Source organism: Cereibacter azotoformans, assembly GCF_021391315.1.
Lineage (GTDB): Bacteria > Pseudomonadota > Alphaproteobacteria > Rhodobacterales > Rhodobacteraceae > Cereibacter_A > Cereibacter_A azotoformans.
The window spans coordinates 628,294-653,774 of record NZ_CP090021.1 but is presented as its reverse complement, the minus strand read 5'-3'; the positions used below and the strand labels follow the sequence as shown (position 1 = coordinate 653,774).

General features: G+C 69.5%; 23 protein-coding genes. 1 reads left to right on the top strand and 22 read right to left on the bottom strand.

Features of this window, described 5'->3' with window-relative positions; translation table 11 throughout:
- Positions 1 to 25: 25 nt before the first annotated feature.
- From LV780_RS03235 to LV780_RS03130, 22 genes are all read right to left on the bottom strand, one after another.
- The gene (locus tag LV780_RS03235) at positions 26 to 862 is read right to left on the bottom strand and encodes an outer membrane protein assembly factor BamD (protein WP_108221046.1); all 837 of its coding nucleotides are present in this window, start codon (positions 860 to 862) and stop codon (positions 26 to 28) included.
- Positions 863 to 976: 114 nt separating this feature from the next.
- Positions 977 to 1,897, bottom strand: a complete 921-nt coding sequence (lpxC, locus tag LV780_RS03230; RefSeq protein ID WP_044247828.1) for a UDP-3-O-acyl-N-acetylglucosamine deacetylase — start codon at positions 1,895 to 1,897, stop codon at positions 977 to 979.
- 228 nt (positions 1,898 to 2,125) lie between these two features.
- Positions 2,126 to 3,781, bottom strand: a complete 1,656-nt coding sequence (ftsZ, locus tag LV780_RS03225) for a cell division protein FtsZ (protein WP_108221047.1) — start codon at positions 3,779 to 3,781, stop codon at positions 2,126 to 2,128.
- Between the two features lie 179 nt (positions 3,782 to 3,960).
- Positions 3,961 to 5,295 carry a cell division protein FtsA gene (gene ftsA / locus LV780_RS03220; protein ID WP_011907752.1) on the bottom strand — a complete coding sequence of 445 codons (1,335 nt, stop codon included), beginning with the start codon at positions 5,293 to 5,295 and terminating at the stop codon, positions 3,961 to 3,963.
- Complete coding sequence (locus LV780_RS03215; protein ID WP_101341161.1) at positions 5,292 to 6,221, bottom strand: cell division protein FtsQ/DivIB; 930 nt, start codon at positions 6,219 to 6,221, stop codon at positions 5,292 to 5,294. The genes ftsA and LV780_RS03215 overlap by 4 nt, the downstream gene beginning before the upstream one ends.
- A complete protein-coding gene (locus LV780_RS03210) occupies positions 6,209 to 7,132 on the bottom strand; it encodes a D-alanine--D-alanine ligase (RefSeq protein ID WP_108221048.1) in 924 nt (307 codons plus the stop codon). The genes LV780_RS03215 and LV780_RS03210 overlap by 13 nt, the downstream gene beginning before the upstream one ends.
- Positions 7,133 to 7,170: 38 nt before the next feature.
- Positions 7,171 to 8,097 (bottom strand): UDP-N-acetylmuramate dehydrogenase, encoded by a 927-nt coding sequence (gene murB, locus LV780_RS03205; RefSeq protein ID WP_108221049.1) that lies wholly within the window; start codon positions 8,095 to 8,097, stop codon positions 7,171 to 7,173.
- Positions 8,094 to 8,348, bottom strand: a complete 255-nt coding sequence (locus LV780_RS03200; RefSeq protein ID WP_044248568.1) for a DUF2484 family protein — start codon at positions 8,346 to 8,348, stop codon at positions 8,094 to 8,096. Before LV780_RS03200 ends, murB begins: the two co-directional genes overlap by 4 nt.
- Positions 8,349 to 8,361: 13 nt before the next feature.
- Entirely contained in the window at positions 8,362 to 9,774 is a 1,413-nt protein-coding gene (gene murC / locus LV780_RS03195) for a UDP-N-acetylmuramate--L-alanine ligase (RefSeq protein WP_011907747.1), read from the bottom strand.
- Positions 9,771 to 10,865: a UDP-N-acetylglucosamine--N-acetylmuramyl-(pentapeptide) pyrophosphoryl-undecaprenol N-acetylglucosamine transferase gene (locus LV780_RS03190; protein ID WP_101341164.1), complete on the bottom strand. Its 1,095-nt coding sequence runs from the start codon at positions 10,863 to 10,865 to the stop codon at positions 9,771 to 9,773. The genes murC and LV780_RS03190 overlap by 4 nt, the downstream gene beginning before the upstream one ends.
- 1 nt (position 10,866) lies before the next feature.
- Entirely contained in the window at positions 10,867 to 12,033 is a 1,167-nt protein-coding gene (gene ftsW / locus LV780_RS03185; RefSeq protein ID WP_011907745.1) for a putative lipid II flippase FtsW, read from the bottom strand.
- A gap of 115 nt (positions 12,034 to 12,148) precedes the next feature.
- On the bottom strand, positions 12,149 to 12,625 hold the full coding sequence (locus LV780_RS03180) for a GFA family protein (RefSeq protein ID WP_108221050.1): 477 nt from the start codon (positions 12,623 to 12,625) through the stop codon (positions 12,149 to 12,151).
- 14 nt (positions 12,626 to 12,639) lie between these two features.
- Entirely contained in the window at positions 12,640 to 14,037 is a 1,398-nt protein-coding gene (gene murD, locus LV780_RS03175) for a UDP-N-acetylmuramoyl-L-alanine--D-glutamate ligase (protein WP_108221051.1), read from the bottom strand.
- Positions 14,038 to 14,141: 104 nt separating this feature from the next.
- The gene (locus tag LV780_RS03170) at positions 14,142 to 14,723 is read right to left on the bottom strand and encodes a BON domain-containing protein (protein ID WP_108221052.1); all 582 of its coding nucleotides are present in this window, start codon (positions 14,721 to 14,723) and stop codon (positions 14,142 to 14,144) included.
- Positions 14,724 to 14,833: 110 nt separating this feature from the next.
- Entirely contained in the window at positions 14,834 to 15,916 is a 1,083-nt protein-coding gene (mraY, locus tag LV780_RS03165; protein WP_108221053.1) for a phospho-N-acetylmuramoyl-pentapeptide-transferase, read from the bottom strand.
- Entirely contained in the window at positions 15,917 to 17,362 is a 1,446-nt protein-coding gene (locus LV780_RS03160; protein ID WP_108221054.1) for a UDP-N-acetylmuramoyl-tripeptide--D-alanyl-D-alanine ligase, read from the bottom strand.
- 90 nt (positions 17,363 to 17,452) lie between these two features.
- The gene (locus LV780_RS03155) at positions 17,453 to 18,940 is read right to left on the bottom strand and encodes a UDP-N-acetylmuramoyl-L-alanyl-D-glutamate--2,6-diaminopimelate ligase (protein WP_108221055.1); all 1,488 of its coding nucleotides are present in this window, start codon (positions 18,938 to 18,940) and stop codon (positions 17,453 to 17,455) included.
- Between the two features lie 17 nt (positions 18,941 to 18,957).
- Positions 18,958 to 20,751 carry a peptidoglycan D,D-transpeptidase FtsI family protein gene (locus tag LV780_RS03150; protein ID WP_108221056.1) on the bottom strand — a complete coding sequence of 598 codons (1,794 nt, stop codon included), beginning with the start codon at positions 20,749 to 20,751 and terminating at the stop codon, positions 18,958 to 18,960.
- Positions 20,748 to 21,107: a cell division protein FtsL gene (gene ftsL, locus LV780_RS03145; protein ID WP_011907737.1), complete on the bottom strand. Its 360-nt coding sequence runs from the start codon at positions 21,105 to 21,107 to the stop codon at positions 20,748 to 20,750. Before ftsL ends, LV780_RS03150 begins: the two co-directional genes overlap by 4 nt.
- Positions 21,108 to 22,103, bottom strand: coding sequence for a 16S rRNA (cytosine(1402)-N(4))-methyltransferase RsmH (rsmH, locus tag LV780_RS03140; protein WP_108221057.1), 996 nt, complete (start codon positions 22,101 to 22,103; stop codon positions 21,108 to 21,110).
- A gap of 3 nt (positions 22,104 to 22,106) precedes the next feature.
- Positions 22,107 to 22,613 (bottom strand): division/cell wall cluster transcriptional repressor MraZ, encoded by a 507-nt coding sequence (gene mraZ, locus LV780_RS03135; RefSeq protein WP_011907735.1) that lies wholly within the window; start codon positions 22,611 to 22,613, stop codon positions 22,107 to 22,109.
- An 810-nt stretch (positions 22,614 to 23,423) separates the two neighbouring features.
- Complete coding sequence (locus LV780_RS03130; RefSeq protein WP_101340545.1) at positions 23,424 to 24,491, bottom strand: Mrp/NBP35 family ATP-binding protein; 1,068 nt, start codon at positions 24,489 to 24,491, stop codon at positions 23,424 to 23,426.
- Positions 24,492 to 24,761: 270 nt separating this feature from the next.
- Here LV780_RS03130 and LV780_RS03125 point away from each other — a divergent pair, with 270 nt between their 5' ends.
- Positions 24,762 to 24,977, top strand: a complete 216-nt coding sequence (locus LV780_RS03125; protein ID WP_011907733.1) for a DUF1127 domain-containing protein — start codon at positions 24,762 to 24,764, stop codon at positions 24,975 to 24,977.
- Positions 24,978 to 25,481: the final 504 nt, after the last annotated feature.

Here is a 25,481-nt window from a genome sequence, read left to right as displayed (position 1 = left end):
CCCTGCCCTGTCAGGTTCGGGTGAGTCAGAGCCACTCGCCGCGGATCATCTGGCGATAGACCTGTGCAAGCCAGCTGTCGCCCCGTGCTTCCATCGTCAGCCCGCGGCCGGTGAGCAGCCTGTAGCTGTCGTCGTAGAAGGGGCTGGAGCGGTAGTTGTGCCCGAGGATCGCCCCCGCCGTCTGGGCCTCGTTCGGCAGGCCGAGCGCGAGATAGCCTTCGACCAGCCGGTGCAGCGCCTCGGCCGTGTGGGTGGTGGTCTGGAAATCCTCGACCACGGTGCGGAAGCGGTTGATGGCCGCCGAATAGTGGCCGCGCTTGAGGTAGTAGCGGCCGATCTCCATCTCTTTCGCGGCGAGATGGTCGAAGGCAAGGTCGAACTTGAGGATCGCCGACTGCGCATATTCGCTGTCGGGATATTGCTCAATCACCACGCGCAGCGCCTGCAGCGCCTGGAAGGTCAGGCCCTGGTCGCGGCCGACCTCGTCGATCTGGTCGTAGTAGGACAGGGCCAGAAGATACTGCGCATAGGCCGCATCCTCGTCGCCCGGGTAGAAGTCGAGGAACCGCTGGGCCGCGCCCCGCGCCTCTTCGTAGTTCTTGGCCTTGTGGTAGCTGTAGGCCTGCATGATCAGCGCGCGCTTGGCCCATTCCGTGTAGGGATAAAGCCGTTCCACCTCCGAGAAGTAGCGGATCGCGCGATCGGGCTTTGTCTGCGCCTCGAGTTCGTATTCGCCGCGCTGGTAGATCTGTTCGGCCGTGAAATTCTCGAGGGGCGGCTCTTTCTGGCTGCCACCGCCACAGCCGGTCAGAAGCGCGACACAGAGGGCCGTGCCGAGCATCCGCGCGCCAGACTTCACCATGTTCCGCTTACCTCTGCCCTCTGCCCTGCCGGGCCGGGGCCCGACAGCTGTTTGCCCGGTTCCTAGCACAGAAAAATCCGGGGCGCAAAACGCCTTTGCGCCCCGTCGCCAGGATCAGCGCAGTGCAGGAATGTCCGACCGATGGACGCCGACACCGGGCAGCTTGCAGCCCACCATCAGCCCGCAATCCACCAGACGGAAGGCCTCGCGGCGGGCGAAGAGCGCCCGCAGCAGCCGATTGGTCAGCGCATGGCCGGCGCGGATGCCGGTGTAGCGGCCGATGATCGGGCCACCGGCCAGCGAAAGGTCGCCGAGCGCGTCGAGCATCTTGTGGCGCACCGGCTCGTCGGCGTGGCGCAGGCCGCCCGGCGAGAGGATGCGGTCGCCCTCGAACACGACGGCGTTCTCGAAGGTGCCGCCAAGGGCGAGACCGTTCGCCCGCATCGCATCCACATCCGCCTGGCGGCAGAAGGTGCGGCTGTCGCACAGTTCGCGCACGAAGGCGCCGTTGGCCATGTTCAGCGACTTTTCCTGACGGCCGATGGCGGTCTCGGCAAAGTCGATCGAGAAGTCGATCTCGAACTCGTCGGCGGGCTCCAGCCGGGCGACGGCTTCGCCCTCGCGCACTTCCACCGGCTCGAGGATGCGGATCGCGCGCACCGGCTCGGCCTGCTCGCGGATGCCGCGGGCAAGGAAGGCCTCGACGAAGGGCACGGACGAGCCGTCGAGGATCGGAACCTCGGGGCCGTCGATCTCGATCAGAGCATTGTGGATGCCGCAGCCCGCAAGGGCCGCCATCACATGCTCGATGGTCGAGACGGTGACCCCGGACGGGTTGGCAATGAGCGTGCAGAGCCGCGACGGCACCACCGCATCCCAGCGCGCCGGGATCAGCGCATCGCCCGAGGTGATGTCAACGCGCCGGAACCAGATGCCGTAATCGGCCGAGGCGGGCTTGACGACCATGCGGACAGGCTCGCCGGAATGGAGTCCGACCCCGGTGAATTTCGCTGCGGATTTCAAGGTGCACTGCACGGCCTGGTTCCTTTCCGGCTTGTGATCCGGTTCTCGCCGACGGCTCGGGTCCGTCTTGCCATCGTGAGTTAAGATGTCGCGCATTTCTTCTCAATTCACTCTTTGTGACCGGATGTAACACAGGGCCGCCTTTTCCGTAGAGAAAGCCAACGCCGCCAGCAAGCCTTTGATTTTCCAAATAAAAAGGCCCGGACAAGCCGGGCCTTTCAAAAGAGAGATGTGAACGGATCAGTTTGCCTGGCGCCGCAGGAAGGCCGGGATCTCGATCCGCTCCTGATCGGCGGACAGCTCCGGCTCGTCCTCGTAGGTGGTCACCGGCGGCTGCGGACGCGACGGTTGCACCCGCGGCTCGGGCTGCTGCTCGCCGTGCCCAGCCATCCGGTTGATGAGCGAGCCGATGCCGAACCGCGGCTTCTCGGCCGAGGCGGCGGCCGCCGGACGCGGAGCCTGCGCCGCGGGACGATTGAGGCCCGCAGCCATGCTGGGACGGCTCTGGGCGGGGTTCTTGTTCACCGCGGCCTGAAGGCGGGCGAGCGCCTCGGGCGAGGGCTGGCCGGGCGCGCGCGGACGGGGCGCCACATAGGCGGCCGCATCCTGTTCGTGCACGTTGGTCGCGCGCGGCTGGGCTTGCGGCTGCGGGCGGTAGGCCGGCGGCGGCAGCTCGTCCTCATCGGCGTAGTGGTCCGACTCATACGGCCGGTTGGCCGAGGGATCGAAGTGGTTGGCCATCGGCTCGGGCGCCGGCTGCGGCGCGGCCGGCTGGGGTGCGGGCTGCGGGGCCACGGGGGCGGCGGCAACAGGCTGCGGCGCCTCGCGGCGCGGAGCGGGCTGCGGCGCCGGCTCGGGCGCCGAGAAGCTGGCCGGAAGCGGCGCGGCCATCGAGCGGCGCGGCACCGGCATGTCCAGCGCGGGTTTGGTCGCGTCGATGCCGGTCGCCACGACCGAAACCCGGATCATGCCTTCCATCGAGGTGTCGAGAGTCGAGCCGACGATGATGTTGGCGTCCGAATCCACCTTCTCGCGGATGACGTTCGCCGCCTCGTCCAGTTCGAACAGCGTGAGGTCGTAGCCGCCGGTGATGTTGATGAGCACACCCTTGGCGCCATTGAGGCTGATCTCGTCGAGGAGCGGGTTCGCGATGGCCTTCTCGGCCGCCTGAAGGGCGCGGTCCTCGCCCATGGCCTCGCCCGTGCCCATCATGGCCTTGCCCATCTCGTCCATCACGGCGCGCACGTCGGCGAAGTCGAGGTTGATCAGGCCCGGCCGCACCATCAGGTCGGTCACGCCCTTCACACCCTGATAGAGCACGTCGTCGGCCATGGCGAAGGCCTCGGTGAAGGTGGTGCGCTCGTTGGCCAGACGGAACAGGTTCTGGTTCGGGATGATGATCAGCGTATCGACCACCTTCTGCAGCGCGTCGATGCCATCCTCGGCCTGACGCATCCGCTTGGCGCCCTCGAACTGGAAGGGCTTGGTCACGACGCCCACGGTCAGCACGCCCAGCTCGCGCGCGGCCTGCGCGATGATCGGGGCGGCGCCGGTGCCGGTGCCGCCGCCCATGCCGGCGGTGATGAAGCACATGTGCGCGCCGGCGAGGTGATCGACGATCTCTTCGATCGTTTCTTCGGCCGCGGCGGCGCCAACCGACGGACGAGCGCCCGCGCCGAGCCCCTCGGTGACCTTCACGCCCATCTGGATCTTCGAGGTCGCGCGGCTCTGCTGAAGGGCTTGCGCGTCGGTGTTCGCCACGACGAACTCGACCCCCTCCAGCTGCTGCTCGATCATGTTGTTGACGGCATTGCCGCCGGCACCGCCCACACCGAACACGGTGATGCGCGGCTTCAGCTCTTCACGCGAGTTGTTCATCATGAGGTTGAGTGCCATTGCCAATCCGCCTGCTTGTTGTCCCTCGGCGCGTTCAGCAGCGCGCCCTTTTCCGCATTAGACCGAACCTTACCGGCAGACGCCGGAGTCGTCATCAAAAAAAGGCAAATCACCCACAAAATGTGGGAGAAGCAAGCCCCGCATAAGCGGTATTTCGCTGAGAACGCAGGATCTGGGGGTTACCAGTTGTCCTTGAACCATTTGATCGCCCTCCGAAGCGAACGGGCCGGGTAACGCTCTGCCGGGATCTCGAAATCCCACCACTCGTCCTGCGGATGGGCCGCAAAGAGGCACAGCCCCACGGCCGAGGAAAAGCCGGGCCCGGTGACCTGCTGGGGCAGGCCCTGCACCCGGAGCGGACGGCCCAGGCGCACGCGCTGACCGAGGATGCGCGCGGCCAGTCCGTCGAGGCCTGGGATCTGGCTGCCGCCGCCGGTGATCACGATCTGCTGGCTCGGCAGATGCTCGAAGCCCGCGGCGTCGAGGCGCGCGCGCGCCTCCTCGAGGATCTCCTCGACGCGCGGGCGCATGATGCCGATCAGCTCGGCGCGGCTCACGGTGCGGCGATCCTTGTCCCAGTCGCCGGTGTCGGCGCCGATGTCGATCATCTCGCGGTCGTCCATGCCGGTGGCCACCACGCCGCCGTGCAGGGTCTTGATCTTCTCGGCGGTGGCCAGCGGCACCTGCAGGCCCTTGGAAATGTCCGACGTCACATGATCGCCCCCCATGCGGACCGAGTCGGCGAAGATCATGTGCTTCTTGATGAAGATCGAGATGCCGGTCGCGCCGCCGCCCATGTCGATGCAGGCGGCACCCAGTTCCTGCTCGTCCTCGACAAGGCTCGAGATGCCCGAGACGTAAGCCGACGAGGCGATGCCGGCCAGTTCCAGGTCGCACCGCTTGATGCAGTGCAGCAGGTTCTGGATCGCATCGGCCTCGACGGTGAGGAGGTGCATGTCCACCGCCAGCCGGTTGCCGATCTGACCGCGCGGATCGCCGAGCCCGGTGCGGTGGTCGAGCGCGAAGTTCACGGGCTGGGCGTGCAGCACCTCGCGCCCCGGCCCGAAATCGGGCACGTCGCAGGCGGCCATGACACGGGCCACATCCTGCTCGGTCACGACCGAATCCTGCAACTCCCACTCGCCGGCCAGCCCGTAGCTGCGCGGATCGGCCCCGGCAAAGCAGGCGATGACGTGATCCACCCGGACGTTCGCCATCTTCTGCGCCGCCTGAACCGCGGTGCGGATCGCGCGCTCGGTCTCGTTCATCACCGAGATCTCGCCGAAATGCACCCCGCGCGAGCGGGTGGTGGCCGCGCCGATCACCCGGAACGAGGATTGGCCGGCCATCGGGCCCACCCCGTCATGTTCCCGCAGCCGGTCGGGCCCGTCGAAGCGCAGGATGAGGCAGGTGATCTTGGACGAGCCCACATCGAGGATCGCGATCACCCCCCGCTGCATCGCGGCTCGGCGCATGTTCCGCATCGCGCGCTGGGACTGGTAGAGATCGGTCATAGGTCGCTTCCACTTGTATCAATGCCCCGCGCGCGGCGGACTTCCCGCAGTGCGTAGGGCGCAAGCCGCAGCACGGGACGGTCCTTGATGCGCAGGTCGACGGAAATCACGTCGCGGTCCAGCAGATCCTCGGCCTCGTCGAGCGCGATCATCCGCTCGACGGCCGCCACGGGATCCTCGACGGGCAGCAGAACGCGCTGCCCGCGGTCGAGCACGATGTCCCAGCGCCGCTCGCCCATGCGGACGAGCCCGCGGACCCGGTTCAGGATCGGGCGCGCGGCGGACAGGATCTCGAGCGCCTCGGGCACGGCGCGCTCGGCCCCCTCGCCCGCGATCACGGCCAGATCGGCGCGCTCGCTGCGGAAGGCGAGATCGTCCACCCGCCGGCCGGTCTCGTCGAGCAGCACGAGATTTGCGGCCCGGCGCCAGATGATCGCCGGCTCGCGCTCGGTCACCCGCACCTCGAGCACCCCGCCCGAGCGCACGCGCACATCGGCCTGAGCCACCGCGTCGATGCTCTCGATCCGGGCGCGGGCGGCGGTCAGGTCGATGTCGAACGAGCTGAGCGGCAGCTTGAGCGCCAGCGTCGCGCGGATGCGGTCCGACAGTTCGGGCGAGGCCCCATCGACGGAGAGCAGCGTCACCATGAACTCGGGGCGCTGCTGGAAGCTGTCCACCAGCCCGGTGAAGGACCCCGCGATGGCGGCGCGGCGGTCGGCGCTGGCGAAGATCAGCGCGATCACCAGAACGACGCCGAGGATGGGCAGGCCCACGCGCAGCGAGGTGCGGAACAGCGGCGTGAGCCAGAGCCGCTGCGCGCGATAGGCCCAGCGCGAGGGCGCGGGATCGCGGCGCGCGGGGTCGCGGCGCGGCGGCGGGGCGCCTCTGGGATCGCGTCGGCCGGGCGGGAAGCTCAACGATTGCACGAGGCGTCCTCCACCATCCAGGCGCAGAACTCGGGGAAGGAGAGGCCGCAATGGGCCGCCTGCTCGGGCGAGAGCGAGGTGGGCGTCATGCCCGGCTGGGTGTTGGTCTCGAGCAGGATCAGCCCCTCGGCCCCGCGCGACTCGTCCCACCGCAGGTCCGACCGCGAGATGCCCCGGCAGCCGAGCGCGCGATGGGCGCGCAGCGCGATGTCGAGGCAGGCGTCCGTGATTTCCGCGGGAAGCTCGGCCGGAACGACATGGCGCGACCCGCCGGGGCGGTACTTGGCGTCGTAGTCATACCAGCCGTCGGTCACGATGTCGGTCACCGCAAGCGCCCGGTCGCCCATCACGGTGACGGTCAGCTCGCGTCCCGGAATGTAGGTCTCGACCATCAGATCCCGCGGCATGTCGGGCGCGAGGCGGGGCGGACCGTTGGCATCCGCCTGCACGATATAGACCCCCACCGAGGACCCTTCGCAGTTCGGCTTGACCACATAGGGCGGCGGCAGGACATGGCCTGCCTGCACCTCGTCGGGGGTGGCGATGACGCTCTGCGTGACGGGCAGGCCGGCCGCGGCAAAGACTTCCTTCGCGCGGGCCTTGTCCATCGCCAGCGCCGAGGCCAGCACGCCGGAATGGGTGTAGGGAATGCGGAGCCACTCGAGCAGGCCCTGCACGCAGCCATCCTCGCCCCAGCGGCCGTGGAGCGCGTTGAAGACCGCATCGGGCTGCACTTCGGCAAGCGCGCGGGCGAGGTCGGGGCCGGCATCGACCTCCGTCACCTCATAGCCTGCGTCCCTCAGGGCCGCGCTGCACGAATGACCCGACGAAAGCGACACCTCGCGCTCGGACGAGGTCCCACCCATCAGCACAGCAACCCTGGGGAACGTCCTGCCGGACCGTCCCGCCATGTATCTTTCCGCCTCAGCCGCGTCCTGAAGACGCGTTATTATTGTTTGTTAACGGGCTCTTCGCCGACCCGCATGATTTCCCACTGTAGCTCTATTCCCGAGCTTTGGAAAACCCTTTTTATCACTTCCTCTCCCAAACCTTCGAGATCGGCCGCCGTGGCGCCGCCCGTGTTGATCAGGAAGTTCGAGTGCATCTCGCTCATCTGCGCGCCACCGCGGCGCGCCCCGCGCATCCCGGCCTCGTCGATCAGCTTCCAGGCCTTCAACTCATGCGTGTCGTCGGCGCGGCCCGTGGAGGAGAATCCCGCCGGATTGCGGAAGGTGGAGCCCGCGCTCCGCTCCCGCGTGGGCTGGCTCGAATCACGCCGCGCGATCTGCTCGTCCATGCGGCGGGCCAGAGCGGCCGGATCGCCGGCGTCGGCCCGGAAGGTGGCCTCGACCAGCACCCAGCCCTCGGGCAGCCGGCTCTGGCGGTAGGCAAGGCCCAGATCGGCGGCCGGCAGCGTCACCGCCCTGCCCTCGCGCGTGATGGCCTGCACTTCGATCAGATGGTCGGCGACATAGCTGCCGTAGCAGCCCGCGTTCATCCGCACCGCCCCGCCGATCGTGCCGGGAATCGTGCGCAGGAAGGTGAGGTCGCGCCCCGCCTCGGCCGCACGGCGCGCCACATGGGCATCGAGCGCGGCCGCTCCCGAGATCACGCGCTCGCCCTCGACCCGGATGCCGTTGAAACCGCGGCCCAAGCGGATCACCACCGCGCGCAGCCCCCCGTCGCGGACGATGAGGTTCGAGCCCACCCCCATCGGAAAGACCGGCACCGCCGGATCGAGCGCCGCGAGGAAGCCGGCCAGATCCTCTTCATCGGCCGGCTGAAACAGCCAGTCGGCCGGCCCGCCGACGCGAAGCCATGTCAGATCGGCAAGCGGGCGCCCCTCGGTGAGGGTGCCGCGGACGGGTGGCATCATTCGGCATGCTCCGGCGGGCGACGACGCAGGCGGATCAGGAACCGGCCCACCGGCCAGTAGAGGCTGGCCGCGCCCAGGATCAGCGCCAGCATTCCCAAAACGGGCCCATGCCGGTAGGTCACCCAGCCGAGAAGCGGGATGCCCACCGCCACAAGCAGGGAAAGTCCGGTCCGGTGCAGGCGCACGGGCAGGTGCGCCGCCGCCAGCGCGGCCACCACCCAGAGTCCCGACAGGATAAGCGGCGCGCCCATCATCACCGGCGGCTCACGCCGCCCTCCCCATCAGCCGTGCGGGCAGGTTGTTGGCCCAGACCGAGATCGTGCCCGCCCCGAGGCACACGACCATGTCGCCCGGCCGGGCCTGCTCGCGCACCAGACGCTCGAGATCGTCCTCGCACAGGATGGCGCGTGCGTGGCGATGGCCGTGGGCGATCAGCCCCGCCACCAGATCGTCCCGGCTCGCCCCGGCGATCGGTGTCTCGCCCGCGGCATAGACCTCGGCGATGGCCACCACGTCGGCCTCGTTGAAGCAGGTGCAGAAGTCGTCGAACAGCGTGTGGAGCCGGCTGTAGCGGTGCGGCTGGTGCACCGCGATCACCCGCCCCTTCACCGCCTGCCGCGCCGCCCGGAGAACGGCGGCGATCTCGACCGGATGGTGGCCGTAATCGTCGATGATGGTCACGCCGCCCACCTCGCCCACCTTGGTGAAGCGCCGGTTGACGCCGCCAAAGGCCGCCAGCGCCTCGCGGATCTCGTCCTTCTTCATCCCGAGGTGCCGCGCCACGGCCACCGCCGCCAGCGCGTTCGAGACATTGTGGTCGCCCGGCATCGGCAGCGTCATGCCCTCAATGAGGTGCCCCTCGCCTTCGCCCTGCAGCGCCACGTCGAAATGCGCGGTGCCGTTCTCGTAGCGCAGGTTGATCGCCCGCACATCGGCCTGCGCGTTGAAGCCGAAGGTCACGATCCGCCGGTCGGTCACACGGCCGACCAGCGCCTGCACCTCGGGGTGATCGGTGCAGCAGACGGCGAGGCCGTAGAAGGGGATGTTGGTGACGAAGTCGTAAAAGCCCTTGCGCAGCGCGTCGAACGAGCCCCAGTGCTCCATATGCTCGGGGTCGATGTTGGTCACGATGGCGATGGTGGCGGGCAGGCGGTTGAACGAGCCGTCCGATTCGTCGGCCTCGACCACCATCCATTCGCCGGCGCCCGCGCGCGCGTTCGAGCCGTAGGCGTGGATCACGCCGCCGTTGATGACGGTGGGATCAAAGCCGCCCTTGTCCAGAAGCGTCGCCACCATCGTCGTCGTCGTGGTCTTGCCGTGGGTGCCCGCGATCGCGATGTTCGAGCGCAGGCGCATCAGTTCCGCCAGCATCTCGGCGCGGCGCACTACGGGCAGGCCGCGGCGGCGGGCCTCCTCAAGCTCGGGGTTGCCCTTCTTGATCGCGGACGAGATCACCACCACCCCGGCGTCGCCCAGATTCTGGGCGCGCTGGCCCTCGAAGAAGGTGGCGCCCAGCGACACCAGCCGGTCGGTGATCTTCGAGGCCTTGGCGTCCGAGCCCTGCACGCGGTAGCCGAGCGTCATCAGCACCTCGGCGATCCCCGACATGCCGATGCCGCCGATGCCGACGAAATGGATGGGGCCGAGTTCCCCCGGCAGCTTGGTTGCGGCGTTCATGTCTCTTTCCTTGCCAGATGCTCCACCACCTCGACCAGACGCTCGGTGGCATCGGGGCGGCCGTGGGCCAGCGCATTGCGCGCCATCTGCCGGGCCGCCTCGGGCTGCGACAGCACCGCGGCGATGTGCTCCGAGAGCGAGCCGGGGTCAAGCGCCGATTCCGGGATGAGGATCGCGGCCTCGGCCTCGACGAGGCCGCGCGCGTTCGCGGTCTGGTGGTCGGCGGTGGCCGCCGCGAAGGGCACGAGGATCGCGGGCCGGCCGATGATCGAGATGTCGGCCACCGACGAGGCGCCCGAGCGCGAGATCACCAGCTGCGCCTCGGACAGGCGGCGCGGGATGTCGGTGAAGAAGGTCTTCACCTCGGCCAGAAGCCCGGCCCGGTCGTAGGCTTCGGTCACGCGGGCGACATCCTCCTCGCGGGCCTGATGGGCAATGCGGAGATTGGCGAGGATCTCGCGCGGCAGGCGCGCGATGGCCTCGGGCACCACGTCCGACAGGATGCGCGCCCCTTGGCTGCCGCCGATGACGACGAGGCTCATCGGATAGTCGCCGGGCGCGATGTAGGGGGCCGCCGCCCGCTCGAGCACTGCGGCGCGCACGGGATTGCCGGTGTAATAGCCCTCGACCCCCTCGGGCAGATCGGTGGGCCAGGTGCCGCAGCAGACCGCATCCACCCGCGGCGCAAAGAGCCGGTTCACCCGGCCCAGCACCCCGTTCTGTTCATGGATCATCCGCGGCAGGCGGAGTGCGACGGCCGCCGACAGCGCGGGGATCGACGGATAGCCGCCGAAGCCCACCACCACCGCGGGCCGGTCGCGCAGGAAGCCCACGACGGCCGAGGCGACGCCTGCCGCGATGCGGGCCGGCACCAGCGCCCGGGCCAGCGCGCCGCCGCGCGCGAAGGTGGCCGAACTGACCTGGTCGATCTCGACCACATGGGGAAAGCCCCCGGCATAGCGGGCGCCGCGCGCGTCGGTGGACAGCTTCACGCGCCAGCCGCGGCGGACCATCGCCTCGGCCAGGGCCTGAGCAGGGAACATGTGCCCCCCCGTCCCTCCCGCCGCTATCAGGAGGAGCGGCTGGCCCATGTCACCGCCCCCGCTTGAAGAGGATGTCGCCGATCTCGCCCTGCGGCCGGGTCCGCGTCATGGCGAGCAGCATCCCCACCGTGACGCCCGCCGCGATCACCGACGAGCCGCCGTAGCTGACGAAGGGCAGCGTCATGCCCTTGGCGGGCAACAGACGCACCGCCACGCCCATGTTGATCATGGCCTGCACGCCGAAGATGCAGGCAAGCCCGGTGCCCGCCAGCCGGATGAAGGGGTCGCGCTCGCGCATCAGGCGGAACAGGCTGCGCACCGTGACGGTGCCGTAGAGCGCGATTATGCAGAGCACGAGGATCAGGCCGTATTCCTCGGCCGCGACCGCGATGATGAAGTCGGTGTGCGCGTCGGGCAGCGACCATTTCACCTGCCCCTCGCCCACGCCCACGCCGAAGAAGCCGCCCTCCTGGATGGCGTTCGTCGCATAGCCGAGCTGGGTGCGCGGATCGACCTCGGGTGTCAGGAAGCCGTCAATCCGGCGCGCGAAATGCTCGGACGAGTTGTAGGCGAAGAAGGCGCCCGCACCCACCAGCCCCATGATGATCGCGATCAGCGTCATGGGCGCGCCGGCCACGAAATACATCACGCTCCAGCTGAAGAGGACCAGCGCCGCCTGACCAAAGTCGGGCTGCATGGCCAGGAGCAGCACGATCACCGTCGTCAGCGCGAAGGAAAAGCTCTTGCCCGGCGGGCCGTTCAGCTCCTGGCTCGCGGCCATCAGCCAGGCGCCGAGGATCACGAAGCCGGGCTTGAGGAACTCGGACGGCTGCACCGAGGCGAAGCCGAACGAGAACCAGCGCACCGCGCCCTTGCCGAAGTCGGTTCCGAAGAAGGGCAGCAGCAGCAGCGCAAGAAAGGCGCCCGCAAATCCCACCACGCCCAGCCGGCGCACCATGTCGGGCGACATCATCGAGACGGCGAACATCGCCAGGATGGCCATGCCGCCGAAGAAGGCCTGCCGCTGCACATAGTAGAACGGATCGAGCCCGTTGCGCGTGGCCAGCGGAACCGAGGCCGCCAGGCCGAGCAGCAGCCCGATCCCGAACAGCACCAGAATCGACGTAAGCGACCACTTGTCGATCGTGCGCCACCAACGGGGAAGAACCGGCTCGGTCGCCCGCACGGGCATGGAGCCATAGACCATCTCAGTCATGGGAAAAATCCGCCTGCACTGCCTCGTCCGCCCGTTTTCCGGGTCTGGTGAAAACTGTAGCCAAATCTTCCGTTCAAGGCCAGCGGAAAGGCGGTCTCCGCCGGGGTCGCGCCGCTCAACCCGATGCCGCGAGGCGCGCCTTGATCGCCTCGAACCGGGCGAGGCTCTCGGCGGGCCAGTGGGCGCTGCGCCGGTAGTAGCCCTCCATCGCCGGCACGCGGTCGTCGAGGACGACCCAGGGCAGCCGCGTCGAGGTGTAGATGTGGATGTCGGGCGGGCAGAGTTCGGGCGCGTCGAGGGCGCCCACCCGCACGAAAGCCATCAGCCGCCCTGTCCCGCCGTAGTGGCTCCAGAGCGCGGTCTGGCAGGACGGGCAGCGCGCCACCTCCTGCCCCTGGCCCGAGGCCGAGGGTAACGTCCCCATCTCGGGCGCGCCCCGCAGGAGGCTGACGCGCTCGGTCTCGATCAGCGCGTTCAGCGCAAAGGCGCTGCCGGTCTCGCGCTGGCACCAGCGACAGTGGCAGCAATGGACGAACAGAGGGCGCTCCGTCAGCCGGTAGCGGACCTCGCCGCAGGTGCATCCGCCTTCCATGATCCCCTCCCCTGTCAAAGAAGCGCCTTCACCCGCTCCATGAAATCCTCGCCGCGCTTCTCGAAGTTCGGGTACTGGTCGAAGCTCGCGGCGGCCGGGGCCAGCAGAACCACCTCTCCCGGCTGCGCCTCCTCGGCCGCGCGGACGACCGCCCGGTCCATCGTCTCGCAGATCTCGTGGTCCGTGGCCCCCATCTGAAGCGCGAAGTCCCGTGCCGAATGGCCGATGAGATAGGCCTTCACCACCGCGTCGAGATGCGGACGCAGCGCCGCGATCCCGCCATCCTTGCCCAGCCCCCCCGCGATCCAGCGGATCTTCGGAAAGGCCTGCAGCGCCTTGGCCGCGCTGTCCACGTTGGTGGCCTTGGAATCGTTCACGAAGCGCACGCCGTTTCGCTCGCCGACCAGCTGGCTCCGGTGCGGGAGCCCCTTGAACGAGCCGAGCGCCTCCTCGATCTGGCGCGGCGCGAGCCCCAGCGTCCGGCAGGCGGCGTAGGCGGCACAGGCGTTCTGGTGATTGTGAGCACCGGGCAGGCCCGGCATGGCGCGCAGGTCGATCGAGGCCATCTGCCGCCCCTTGCGCCATTCCGCCAGAAAGCCCTTGCGGGCAAAGACCGCCCAGCCGAACCGCTCGAGCTTCTGGCCGGCCGAGATGCGGATCACCCGGTCGTCCTCGGGCGCCACCGAAAGCTGCCCCGCGAGATAGAGGCCCTCGGGCTCGTCCACGCCGATCACGGCGCGGTCTGGCCCCCCTTCGGCAAAAAGCCGGCGCTTGGCCGCGAAATAGCCGCCCATCCCGCCGTGGCGGTCCAGATGGTCGGGCGAGAGGTTGGTGAGGACCGCCACATCCGGCGTCAGCGCGCGCGCCAGATCGGTCTGGTAGGAGGAGAGTTCCAGCACCACCACCTCGCCGTCGCGGGCCGGGTCGAGATCGAGGACACCCCGGCCGATGTTGCCCGCCATCTGGGTGGGCCGACCGCTCTCGGCGAGGATGTGATGGATCAGCGCGGTCGTGGTGGACTTGCCGTTCGAGCCGGTGACGCAGACCACACGCGGCATCTGGTCGAACGCGTCCCAGTCGCGCGTGGCAAAGCTGCGGAAGAAGAGGCCGATGTCATTGTCCACCGGCACGCCCGCAGCCATCGCGCGGGCGATCACCGGGTTCGGCGCCGGATAGAGATGCGGGATGCCGGGGCTGGTCACAAGCAGCGCCACATCCTCGAAGGCCCGCTCGCGCGTGAGATCCGTCACCGCGAAGCCCTGCCCCTCCGCATTGGTCCGCGCCTCGGGACTGTCGTCCCAGAGGAGCGGTTCGGCGCCCCCGGCTTGCAGCGCACGGGCGGTGGCAAGGCCCGAGCGGCCGAGGCCCAGCACGGCCACCTTTCGGCCCTCGAGGCCACGGACGGGAATCATTCTGGCGCATCCTTCTGCAGGTCAGGCCGGAGAATGAAGCCGGATGCGGAGAGGTGCAAGGCGCCGCCCTCTCCGTCCCCCGGCCGGCTCTGTCCGCAGGAAGGTCAGACGGAGAGTTCGTTGTCCACCGAGCGCACGCCCGGCACGCGCGCCGCCCGCCCGGCCGCGCGCTCGCGATCCTCGGCGCTGCCCGCACTGCCGCGCAGGATGACCGTGTCCCCGCGCACCTCGACCGAGAGATCGGTCACGTCGATCTCGGGATCGTCCTCAAGCACCGCCGTCACCGCCTCGGCCAGATCGGCGACAGGGGCCTCTTCGCCGGTGTCGTCCGACAGATCCTCGTCTTCCAGCGCCTCTTCCTCGGCGGCCTCCTCATCCTCGGTCGCGGGCTCGGCCGGATAGGGCTCGTCGCCCTCCCATTCCGTGGTGCTGTCGAACTCGCGCCAGCCCTGGTGCGCGGCATCCTCGTCCGACAGGCCGATGTCGTGGCTGTGCCGGGTGACGGCATCCGGCGGCGGCTCCACGTCGTAGCCCGAGGCGTCGGTCCGGCCGGTATCCTCGATGTCGCGCTCGGGTTCGGACTCGCGGTCGGCCATGATGGCCGAGCCGGGCCGCACCGCGTCGCCGGTGGCGTAGGGATCCTTCGGGTCGCCTTCCTCGGGACTCTCGTGCGGCGCCTTTGCCATGTCGTTCTCCTCGTGTTGCGGGAGGGAAAACGGGCGGCGGGGCGGGCTTGTTCCCGAATGCCGAAGCGCCCGGCGGGGCCGGGCGCGAAAGGTCTGAGAAGGCGTACCCCTCAGCGCAGCTTGAGCGTCGAGAGGCCGATCAGGGCGAGGATCAGCGAGATGATCCAGAAGCGGATCACGATCTGCGGCTCGGCCCAGCCCTTCTTCTCGAAATGGTGGTGGATCGGCGCCATCAGGAACACCCGCCGCCCGGTGCGCTTGAAATAGAGCACCTGGATGATCACCGAGAGCGCCTCGGTCACGAAGAGGCCGCCCACGATCGCCAGCACGATCTCGTGCTTGGTGCAGACCGCGATCGCACCCAGCGCGCCGCCGAGCGCAAGCGAACCCGTATCCCCCATGAAGACCGCGGCCGGAGGGGCATTGTACCACAGGAAGCCCAGCCCCCCGCCCACAAGCGCCGAGGTGAAGATCAGCAGCTCCCCGGTGCCGGGCACGAAATGGACGCCGAGATAGTCGGTCAGGTTGAAGTTGCCGACGACATAGGCGATCACGCCAAGCGTGGTGCCCGCGATCATCACCGGCATGATGGCCAGCCCGTCGAGCCCGTCGGTCAGGTTCACCGCATTGGCCGCGCCCACGATCACCACCATGGCGAAGGGCACGAAGAACCAGCCGAGATTGACCAGCGCATCCTTGAAGAAGGGCATGGCGAGCTGAAGCGTCAGGTCCGGCGGATGCGACCAGGCGGCGGCCGTGGCGGCGAGCGCCGCGATCACGAGGCCGATCAGGAAGCGCACCCGTCCCGAAACGCCCTTGGTGTTCTGCTTCTTGACCTTGGCATAGTCGTCGGCAAAGCCGATCAGCCCGAAGGCCACCGTCACCAGCAGCACGATCCAGACGTACGGGTTGTCGAGCCGCGCCCACAGAAGGGTCGAGACCACCAGCGACGAGAGGATCAGCAGCCCCCCCATGGTGGGCGTGCCGGCCTTGGCGAAATGGGTGGCCGGCCCGTCGTCGCGGATCGGCTGGCCCTTGCCCTGCTTGCGGCGCAGGAAGTCGATCAGCGGACGGCCGAAGAGGAAGCCGAAGATCAGGGCGGTGAAGAAGGCCGCTCCCGCCCGGAAGGTCAGGTAGCGGAACAGGTTGAAAATGTCGCCGCCGTCGGAAAAGGCGGTCAGGGAGTACAGCATCTACTCGGCCCCTCGGGTCCTGGATGGGCCGGACTGACCCAGTTTGCGGAGCGCGTCAACCACCAGGCTGACCTTGATCCCCTTCGAGCCCTTCACCAGCACGATGTCGCCGGCATCGACCAGCAGCCGCGCCCTCGGCACCAGCTCGGCCGCCGTCTCGACCCACTCGCCGCGCTGGCGGCGGGGCAGCGCCTCGTGCAGGGCCCGCATCCGCGGCCCGACGCAATGGACAAGCGCGATGCCGGCCAGAGCGGGATGGTCGGCGATGGCGCGGTGAAGCGCAGCCTCCGTCGGGCCGAGTTCGAGCATGTCGCCGAGGATCGCGATGCGGCGGCCGGTCGAGATGCGCCCCACACCGTCGGTCGGCGCCATCGCGGCCAGCAGCTCGAGACTGGCCGCGACCGAGGCCGGGTTGGCGTTGAAGGCATCGTCGATTAGGTCGAAGCCCGCCCCGTCCACCGGATCGAGGGCGATGCGCTCGCGCGTGCCGCGGCCGGCGGGCGGCGACCAGAGCCCGAGATCGCACGCCGTGATGGTGAGATCGAGGCCGAGCGCCTCGGCGGCGGCCAGCACCGCGAGCGCATTGGCCGCGAAGTGCCGCCCCGGCGTCAGCACCTTGAAGAGGAAGGTCTGGTCGGCGTGACTGGCGCGGGCGATCGTGGCCTCGGGCGTGATCTGGATGTCGGAGAGGCGCCAGTCGGCCGCGCCGGACTGGCCGAAGGTCATGGCCGGCACACCGAGCGCCAAGGCCCGCGCCGCGAGGACCGGCGTCACCTCGAGATCGGCGGGCAGGATCGCGAGACCGCCGGGCTCGAGCCCCTCGAGGATCGCGGCCTTCTCTTCGGCGATGGCCGTGATGCTGTCGAACGCCTCGAGATGGGCGGGGGCGACCGTGGTGATGAGCGCCAGATGCGGGCGGGCCAGGCGCGCGAGCGGCGCGATCTCGCCGGGGTGGTTCATGCCGATCTCGATCACGGCGAAATCCACGTCGGCCGGCATCCGGGCGAGCGTGAGCGGCACGCCCCAGTGGTTGTTGTAGGAGGCCTCGGCGGCATGGACCGTGCCCTGCCCGCGCAGCGCCGCGCGAAGCATCTCCTTGGTCGAGGTCTTGCCGACCGAGCCCGTCACGCCGATCACGCGGGCGCGGGATCGCGCACGGGCCACGCGGCCGAGGGCTGCGAGCGCTTCGAGAACGTCAGGAACGAGGAGGAGCGGCGCGCCGTCGGTCAGGCCGTCGGGGATGCGCGAGACGAGGGCCGCGGCGGCCCCGTTGGCCAGCGCCTGGGCCACGAACGCGTGGCCGTCGCGCTGGTCCTTGAGCGCCACGAAGAGGTCGCCGGGGCGGAGCGTGCGGCTGTCGATCGAGACGCCGGTCGCGGAGAAGGCGCGGGTGGCGCGGCCGCCCGTGGCGGCCGAGGCCTCGTCGGAGGTCCAGAGGGGGGTCATGGCGTCAGGCCCTGTTGCCGGCGGAGACGGGGGGCCAGCCCCCCGCGCCCCCCGGGATATTTCTGCCAGAATGAAGACGGGGGGACAGGCTCATATCAGCCCGTCCAGCGCCGCGGTGGCGATGCTCGCCTGTTCGGCGTCGTCAAAGGGGAAGATGTCGGTGCCGACGATCTGGCCGGCTTCGTGGCCCTTGCCGGCGATGAGCAGCGCATCGCCCGGCGTCAGCGCATCGACGCCGCGCAGGATGGCCTCGGCCCGGTCGCCGACCTCGTGTGCGTCGGGGCAGGCCTCGAGGATGGCGCGGCGGATCGCGGCGGGATCCTCGGTGCGGGGGTTGTCGTCGGTGACATAGAGCACGTCGGCATGGTCGGCCGCGGCGCGGCCCATCAGCGGGCGCTTGCCGCGGTCGCGGTCGCCGCCGGCGCCGAAGACCACGATGATGCGGCCCATCACATGCGGGCGCAGCGCCTTGAGGGCGGTCGCGAGCGCGTCGGGCGTGTGGGCGTAATCGACGAAGACCGAGGCGCCGTTCTGCCGGGTGGCGGCCAGCTGCATCCGGCCGCGCACGCCCTGAAGCTGCGGGAAGGTGGCGAAGACCCGCTCGGGCGCGTCGCCGGCGCCTATTGCGAGACCGGCAGCCACGGCCACGTTCCAGGCCTGGAAGCCGCCGATCAGCGGCAGGCGGGTCAGGTGCGGCGTGCCCTGCCAGGAGAAGCGCAGGTCCTGGCCGGTGGCGTCGAACCGCTGCGACAGGAGGCGGAGGTCGGCCTCGGGGTGAAAGCCGGTGCCGATCACCTTCTGACCGCGGTCGCGCGCGAGGGCGGCTATCTCGGGGCCCCTGGGGTCGTCGAGGTTGACGACCGTGGTGCCTTCGTCGGGCAGGACGCGGGTGAAGAGGCCCGCCTTGGCGGCGAAATAGGCCTCGAAGGTCTCGTGATAGTCGAGATGGTCCTGGGTGAAGTTGGTGAAGCCCGCGGCGGCCAGATGCACCCCGTCGAGGCGGCGCTGCTCGAGCCCGTGGGACGAGGCCTCCATCGCGGCATGGGTGACGCCCGCCTCGGCCGCGTCCGCGAGCAGGCGGTGAAGCGTGATCGGCTCGGGCGTGGTGTGGGCGGAGGGGGCGGCAAAGGCGCCTTCGACGCCGGTCGTGCCGATGTTGATCGCCGCATGGCCGAGCGCCGCCCAGATCTGGCGGGTGAAGGTCGCGACCGAGGTCTTGCCGTTGGTGCCCGTCACCGCGACCATGGTGGCCGGCTGGCGCCCGAACCAGAGCGCGGCCGCGCCGGCGAGGGCCTGACGGGGATCCTCGGCCACGATCAGCGCGGCCGTCGAGCCCTGGAGCGCCTCGCGCGCGAGGGCGGCGCCCGCGGCGTCGGTGAGGATCGCGCGCGCGCCCGCGGCGAGGGCGGCCGGCACGAAACTCGCGCCATGGCTGCAGGATCCGGGCAGCGCCGCGAAGAGGAAGCCGGGGCGAAGGTGCCGGCTGTCAACCGCCAGCCCCCGGACGGTGATCTCGGCCCCGCGGCCGCCCACGGGCGTCAGCCCGAGCGCCGAGAGTGTTGCTTCGCGATCCGCCATCTGCCGCGGTCTCCCTGTCAGTTGCGGACCGCTGTTACCCGATCCACGGCAGGAGCTTCAACCTTGGGTCGCAGGCCGAGGAGGGGCGCCGTGCGGCGGATGATCTCGGCCGCGACGGGAACCGCGGTGTAGCCGGCCGTCCGGCGCGGCTGGGGGCCGGAGGTCTCGACCGGCTCATCGAGCGTCACGATCAGCACATATTGCGGGTCGGACGCGGGGAAGATCGCGGCGAAGGTGTTCACGACCTTGTCGTGGTGATAGCCGCCGCGCGGGTTCGGCTTGTCGGCGGTGCCGGTCTTGCCGGCCACCTCGTAGCCCACCACGTCGCCGTAGGAGGCGGTCCCGCGCGTCACCACCTGGCGCAGCATCGACAGCGAGTCGCGCGCGACCTCGGGGCGCATCGCGCGCTCGCCCTGCGGGCGGTTCTCCTGGTGGACGAGGGTGGGCCGGACCATGATCCCGCCGTTCGCGATCGCGCCATAGGCGGCGGCGAGATGCATCGGGCTGGCCGCGAGGCCGTGACCGTAGGAGGTGGTGATCGTGGTGATCTCGGGCCACTTGGCCGGCACCAGCGGGCGGGCGTAGGGCGCCTCGATCAGTTCGACCGGGGTCGGATCGAAGAAGCCCAGCGACTTGAGGAAGGCCTGCTGACGCAGCCCGCCGATCTGCAGCGCGAGACGCGCCGTTCCGACGTTCGAGCTCTTGACGATGACATCGGTCGCGGTGAGGAGCGGGCCGTAGTTGTGGTTGCGGAACTCCTTGATCAGGAAGCGGCCCCAGCGCATCGGCGCGTTGGCATCAACCAGCGTCTGGGCGTTCACGAGCCCCAGCTCCATCGCCTGCGCCACGGTGAAGATCTTGAAGGTCGAGCCCAGCTCGTACACGCCCTGCACCGCCCGGTTGAAGAGCGGGCTGTCGCCGGGATCGGCGGTCTTCTCGACCAGCGGCGCGGGACGGTCGTTGGGATCAAAGTCCGGCAGCGAGGCCATGGCCAGGATCTCGCCGCTCCGGGCCTCCATCAGGATGGCCGCGGCGCCCTTGGCGTTCATCATCGTCTTGCCGGCGCCGAGAACCTCGGTGATGGCCGCCTGAATGGTCAGGTCGATCGAGAGGGCCAGCGGCTCGCCGGCCATGGCCGGATCCCGGAGGCGCGCGTCGAGCGCCTTCTCGATGCCCGCCGTGCCGATCACTTCGGCCGAATGGACGCCCTCGGCGCCGAAGCTTGCACCGCCCAGCACATGGGCGGCCAGCCGACCGTTGGGATAAAGCCGCATCTCGCGCGGGCCGAACAGCAGGCCCGGATCGCCGATGTCATGCACCTGCTGCATCTGCTCGGGCGAGAGCTTCTTGCGGATCCACAGGAAGCGCCGGCCGTCGGTGAACCGCTTGACCAGATCCTCTTCCTTCAGCTCGGGGAAGATCCCGGCCAGTTCACGGGCGACGCGCACCGGATCGACCATGTCGTGCGGATGGGCGTAGAGCGAATGGGTCAGCAGGTTCGTGGCGAGGATGCGGCCCGCGCGATCGGTGATGTCGCCGCGCTGGTTCAGGATCTCGGCCCCCGTGGCCGCGGCGCGCGGCTCCATCGGCTGGGTCGAGGCCAGAAGGCCCATGCGGGCGCCGATCACCGAAAAGGCGAGGAAGAAGCTGAGGCCGAGAAGCAGCAGCCGGCCCTCGGCGCGGTTGCGGGCCTTGTCGCGCATCGCCTCATGGCGGAGGCGGCGGTTCTCGCGCTCGATCGAATCGGGATTCTCGCCCTTGGCGCGGGCTTCGAGGATGCGGGCCAGCGGACGGAGCGGCGTGCGGATCACAGCGGCTCTCCCACTTCGCCCGAAATGTCGCCCGGCCGCAGGTCCTGCGGCTCGAGCACCTGAAGCGGGTCAGGCGGATAGGACACCTGGGCGGGCGTCCCGAACTGCGCCGCCTCGAGCGGCAAGAGGCCGAGCCGGTCGAAGTTCAGCGCGGCCAGTTCGCGCAGCCGGTCCGGGCGGTTGAGATAGGCCCATTCCGCGCGCTGCACCGACAGCGCCTCGCGCAGGCTCGCGATCTCGCGGTTGAGCGACGACACATCCTTGAGCGCCTGCTGCGTGGCGTAGTTCTCGCGGTAAGCCCAGAAGGCCAGGCTCATCACGGCGAGGAAGGTGAGGACATAGAGCACGGGGCGCATTCAGCGACGTCCTTTCTTCGGGATGAGCGGCATTCCGAGCGCCTGCGGATCGACCGGGCCGGCGGGGGCATCGGTGCGCACGCCCACGCGCAGCCGCGCCGACCGGGCGCGGGGGTTGTCGGCGAGTTCCGCCTCGTCGGGGCTGATCGCACGGCGCAGCGGCAGGGTGAAGCGCGCGGCTTCCGCGCGGGTCTCGGGCGCGTAGCGGTTGCCCTGCCCCTCGCCGCCCGACCGGAGCTGGAGGAACCGTTTCACGATCCGGTCCTCAAGGCTGTGGAAGGTGACCACGGCCAGGCGCCCGCCGGGCTTCAGCGCGCGTTCGGCGGCCTCGAGCCCTTCGACCAGCTCGGAAAACTCGGCGTTCACGGCGATTCGGATCGCCTGGAAGCTGCGGGTGGCCGGATGTATCTGGCCGGGCTTGGGCCGCGGCAGGCAGCGGGCCACGATTTGCGCCAGGTGCAGGGTGCGGGTGATCGGGCCGGCCGCGCGCGCCTCGACGATGGCGCGGGCGATGCGGCGCGAGGCGCGCTCCTCGCCATAGTGATAGAGGATGTCGGCCAGCGTCTCCTCGGAGGCCTCGTTGACCAGATCGGCCGCGCTTTCGCCCTGCTGGCTCATGCGCATGTCCAGAGGCCCGTCCTTCTGGAACGAGAAGCCGCGATCGGCCTGATCCAGCTGCATCGACGAGACGCCGAGATCCAGCACCACCCCGTCGAGCGGCTCGCCCGCGTGGACGTCAAGCTGCGAGAAGGTGCCGGCGACCAGCCGCAGCCGGTCGCCGTAGGCGCCGGCCCAGTCCTGCGCCATCTCGAGCGCGAGCGGGTCGCGGTCCACGCCGATCACCCGGTCCGCCCCCGCCTCGAGGAGCCCGCGCGCATAGCCGCCCGCGCCGAAGGTGCCGTCGAGCCAGACGCCCGACACGGGCGCCACCGCCGCCAGCAGCGGGCGCAGCAGCACCGGGATGTGGGGCCGGCGCCCGGTCTCGGCCGCGGCCATGACTCAGAGCCCCGTCTCTTCGAGCAGCGAGAGCATGTCGGCGCCCGGAGGCAGGATCACCTCCTCTTCGGCGGCCAGCTCGGCGGCGTAGGTGTCGGCCTTCCAGATCTGGAACTTGTTGAGCGTGCCGGCAAAGGTCGCCTCGGTGCCGCCCTTGAGCTCGTCGGGCGTGATGCCGAGCTTCTCGCGGCCCTTGGGGGGCAGCACGATCCGGCCATCCTCGTCCAGCTCCATGTTGAGCGCGAGGGTGATCATGTTGCGCTCCAGATAGCGGCGCCTAGGCGTGCCCATGGGGAGCGCGCGGATCCGTTCCTCGATCCGGTCCATCTCGGTCATGGTGTAGCATTCGACATAGGAGCGGTCCCCGCCATAGACGAGGACGAAGCTGGCCCGGCCGCCGGAATATTTGGGATCGCCGGCCTCGATCACACGACGGAAGGGGGCCGGGATCGACACCCGCGCCTTGGCGTCAACCTTCTGGTTGTATTCGCCTCTGAACGCCTCCGCCACGGCCTTTCGGCTCCTTCACTGCCCTGTCCCGCACCGGCGGGCGCATCGCCCGGACCGGAAACGAAAGCGGCGGATCGAGCGGCTGCCACTGCCCGATCCGCCGTGCCTGTCCCATCGCTGGGTGTCCAACTGCGCACACACACCTGGGGGGATGTCTGCTCGCATGCGCGCCGGATCTGTCGTTGGATGAAAGCGGGTGCCTGTATGAAGCCTGCTTTTCGCCTGTTCGGGGTCTGTCGCCCCTGTTCACTGTCCCGTTCTCATCTCGTGAACTAGGGATGCCATGGGATTTTATGGGACGCAATGGGCTGTTGCGGCGGAAGGTGCGCGGCAGGCGGTATCCGGCCTGTCGTGCAATGGCTAACAGGGCAGCCTTGCGTGCCGCGCAACCCAACATATCGGGAAGGCGTACGCAGTTCCTCCGAAATATGGTGCGAGAAGTTAACAACCGACCGTCCCACGTTTTCCCGAAGGATCGGCAGGATGAAGCCATTTTGTCACAGGGCGGGAAAATTTGGCGAGCCCGTGCAGGCGAAAGCCGCCCGAATCGCGCCTTTGTGACGAACCTTGATTCGTCGGCATCGGCGCCTGACACCTCTGTTCACGGCTTTGCGAGCAGTTGCCAGCCTTGCGGTGCCGCATCGGGTCGCTTTCCGCGCCGGCTGTGGCCTTGAGGATGCAGTCCGGGATTTGGCGCCGCCACCTCGCATCCCATGCTTTCCCATCTGCGCGCCGCGCGCCCGAGCCGCTCCCATGGTTTCCCGGAACGGAGCGGGCGCCGGGCCGCCGGATGTGGCGGCGCCCGGCCTCTCAGGCCATTCCGCCTTCGACAAGGCGCCGGGCGAGCGCCGCATAAGCCTCGGCGATGGGCCCGTCTCCGGCCGCGACGGGGCGACCCTCGTCCCCGGCCAGCCGGACCGAGAGATCGAGGGGCAACTCGCCCAGGAACGGCACCTCAAGTCGCCGCGCCTCGTCGGCCACGCCGCCATGGCCGAAGATATGCGCCTCGTGACCGCAGTTCGGGCAGACATAGGTGGACATGTTCTCGATCAGCCCGAGGACCGGCGTCTTCAGCTTGCGGAACATGTCGAGGGCCTTGCGCGCATCAAGCAGCGCCACATCCTGCGGGGTCGAGACGACGATCGCACCCGTGAGCTGCGTGCGCTGGCAGAGCGTGAGCTGCACGTCGCCGGTGCCGGGCGGCAGGTCCACGATCAGCACGTCCAGCTCGCCCCAGGCCACCTGCCCCAGAAGCTGCTGGAGCGCGCCCATCAGCATGGGGCCCCGCCAGATCACCGCCTCATCCTCCTTCAGCATGAGGCCGAGCGACATCATCGTGACGCCATGCGCCTGGGGCGGCAGGATCGTCTTGCCGTCGGGCGAGGCCGGGCGGCGATTCACCCCCATCATGCGCGCCTGCGAGGGCCCGTAGATGTCGGCGTCAAGCAGCCCCACCCGGCGCCCCTGCCGCGCAAGCGCCACCGCAAGGTTCGACGAGACGGTGGACTTGCCCACGCCGCCCTTGCCGGAACCTATCGCGATGATCCGGTCGATGCCCGCGATCCGCTGCGGCCCCGCCGCCTGCGGCGAAGGATGCTGGCCGATCTTGAGCGAGGGCGCGGGCGCCGCCGGACCGTGCGCCGTCATCACCGCCTGCACGTCCGACACGCCCGGCAAGGCGCGCAGCGCCCGTTCGGCCTCGAGTCGCGCGGGTTCGAGCGCGCGGGCGGCCTCGGCGCTGGGCGCCTCGATCACGAAGCGCACCCGCCCCGCCTCGACCGAGAGCGCGCGAATCAAATCTCTCGAAACGAGCGTGCCCCCGTCCGGCAGCGGGATGCGGTCGAGGACCGCGAGAATGGAGTCGCGAGCAACCGGCATGGCCTTCTCCTTCAGATGCAGGCGGACCTACCTTGCAGGACCTGCCGCAAAGGACAAGCCCGGCTCCCGATTTCGCTTGCAAAACAGGCGAACCGCCTGCAGGGGCGCCGGAAACACGCTCGTGAAGCCATGCAGACGCCGCATGGCAGCATTGCCGACGCGATGCATTGTGCAGATGCAGCAAATGCCTCATGTTTGCCCTAACAGCGCGACGGCATCGTCACGATCGGAACCGGTCCGCGCACTATCGACGAACCTGAGGCACATGAAATGGCTTACGCTAACACCACCCGTATCGGGCACCACGGTCTGGGCGACCGTGTCTCGGCCCTGGTGGCTTCGGTGAAACTTGCCCTCGCGCGGCGCCGGATCTACCGGCAGACGGTGCGCGAGCTGAACGGTTTGACGACCCGTGAACTGGCCGACCTCGGCATCCATCGCTCGATGATCACCCGCGTCGCGATGGAAGCCGCCTACGGCAACTGAGTTTCCTGCGAGGTCCCACCTCCTCCCGGGACCTGTAGCAGCAGCGGCGACGCCTCTCCTCCTCCCTGGTGTCGCCGTCCTTTATTCCGAAGCGCAAGCTTCACCGACGTTCGAAAGGCCCCTCCTCCTCCCTGGGCCGATCGCAACCGCAGCGACCCCCTCCTCCTCCCTGGGGTCGCTGCACCAGATACGGGCATCGGGCCTTGCGCCCCCTGCCCACCGGGCTTCGGCACTGCACCTCCTCCCGCGGTGCCGATGACCAGGCGGCGGCTCCCCTCCTCCTCCCTGGAGCCGCCGCACCCTTTTCGGGATCGGGCCCTGGCCCCGTCCCACCGGGCTTCGGCGCTGCACCTCCTCCCGCGGCGCCGATGACCAGGCGGCGGCTCCCCTCCTCCTCCCTGGAGCCGCCGCACCCTTTTCGGGCCGGACGTTCCCTCGCCGGCCCTGTTCGAGCGGCGGTGCCTTTCCCCAAAGGCGCCGCCGTTTGTCTTTGCCCCCATGCAG